Raw genomic sequence first — 1,847 nt, forward strand, 5'->3', positions numbered from 1 at the left:
CCGCGAGATCGCCGAGAGCGTCATCACTGGCCGCAAGTCCGGGGCCGAGATGGCTCGGCTTTACAACATCAGCGCACCGACGGTGTCGCGCATCGTTGCCCAGCATCGCTCTGATCTGGCCTAGTTTGAGATTATGAACGGATCATCCGGTGGTGTTTTAAACGGCGACGCTTCAAGGCGAGGGCGCTGCCGTTTTCGGTTGAGATAGCGCTTCGATCAAGGGGCATTCCGCCGGCCCGCCTGCTTCGCATTGCCGGATGAGGGTTCCCAGAGTGACCTCGACCGCCCGCAGGTCGGCGATCTTGCGGCGCACGTCCTGACGATGGCGGATAGCAGCTTGTTTCACGTCCTCGCAGCGGCGTTCATCTCTTTCGGCCAGGCTGAGAAGGCCGCGTACCTCGTCGAGAGAGAAGCCGAGTTCCCGGGCGCGGCAGATGAAGGTGAGGCGCGCAATTTCGGCGGCGCAATAGATCCGGCGGCCGCTCTCGGTGCGCCGTGGCCTCTGAAGAACGCCGATCTTCTCATAGAAGCGGATTGTGTCGATGCCGCAACCGGCTCGCCGCGCAACCGTGCCGATCGGCACCGATGGGCCATCGTTCCAAGTGGGGGAAGCACGCTTCTGACGGTCCTTTACACTGCTCAAAACATACCTCTTGATCCTGGAGTAACTCCAGGACCTATAGACCATCGTCAGATGGACTTGAAGGAGTTTGCGGCCATGCGGGTATGTTGTGATCATCCGGGTTCCGAACGCCGGCCCGGCCGGCGGCGTCTACTGACCAGCCGCGTGGCGATCATCGGCGGCCTTACGCTCGCCGCTGGCGGTGGTCTCGCCGTTGGCGGTTGGGGCTGGCTGGTAGCCGCCGGATTAGCGCCACTCATCCTGGCGATCCTGCCCTGTGCTCTCACGTGCGGCCTCGGACTCTGCGTGCTGGGCATGAGCGGCAGGTCACGTTCGAATGCCGCGCCAACTCGCCCCGCCGTCACCGGGAACAGTAACGGCATGATCCCCGGGGGCGATCCGGGGCCGTCGTCTGCCGCTCCATCACTCAGCCACCGGCAAAGCCCAAATGCCATTTGAGACCTTTGACTTCACTAGAATTGCCGCAACAGGAGACTTGGCATGACACCTCATACCCTGCGCGTAACGGGCATGACTTGCGAGCACTGCGCCCGCACGGTCGAGAAGACCCTCAACGGCCTCTCGGGCGTCCGGGCAAAGGTTGCTTATGATCGCGGGACCGCACAGATCGACGGCGCCGATGGCCTTGATCTCGCGGCGCTGAGAGCCGCGCTTGCTCCACACGGCTATGGGCTGGAGACGCTGGCCGGTGACGGCACGCGCGGTGCTGCGATCCCGCACGAGAGCGGGCTGCACATCGCCATCATCGGCAGCGGTGGTGCTGCCTTCGCGGCGGCGATCCGTGCGGCCGAGGCCGGCGCCCGGGTGAGCATGATCGAACGGGGCGAGGTCATCGGCGGCACCTGCGTCAATATCGGCTGCGTGCCCTCCAAGATCACCTTGCGCGCGGCCGAAATCCGGCATGAGCGCGGGCACCATCCGTTCGAGGGTATCGCGCGCAGCGAGGAGCCCGTGGACCGGCGGGCCTTGCTCGCCCAACTGCGCGGCCGGGTCGAGGAACTGCGCGGCGCGAAGTACCAGAAGATCATCGACGACAACCCCAGGATCGCGCTGCTGCGTGGCGACGCGCGCTTCGAGGATGCGCGCACACTCGCGATTACCGCTAGGACCGGCGAGGTGACGCGCCTGACGCCAGATCGCATCCTCATCGCGACCGGCGCCGCGCCGATGATCCCGCCCGTTCCAGGGCTGACGGACACACCCT

At 65.2% G+C, this 1,847-nt stretch carries 2 protein-coding genes; one reads left to right on the forward strand and one right to left on the reverse strand.

Annotated elements, in window-relative coordinates; all coding sequences use genetic code 11:
* Nucleotides 1-172: 172 nt before the first annotated feature.
* A complete protein-coding gene (locus B7Z76_RS16040) occupies nucleotides 173-583 on the reverse strand; it encodes a helix-turn-helix domain-containing protein (protein WP_291345254.1) in 411 nt (136 codons plus the stop codon).
* 540 nt (nucleotides 584-1,123) lie between these two features.
* Between B7Z76_RS16040 and B7Z76_RS16045 the strand changes: the two genes are divergently transcribed.
* A partial coding sequence (locus B7Z76_RS16045) for an FAD-dependent oxidoreductase (RefSeq protein WP_291345256.1) occupies nucleotides 1,124-1,847 on the forward strand: 724 nt, incomplete at its 3' end.

Source organism: Acidiphilium sp. 20-67-58, from assembly GCF_002255515.1.
Lineage (GTDB): Bacteria > Pseudomonadota > Alphaproteobacteria > Acetobacterales > Acetobacteraceae > Acidiphilium.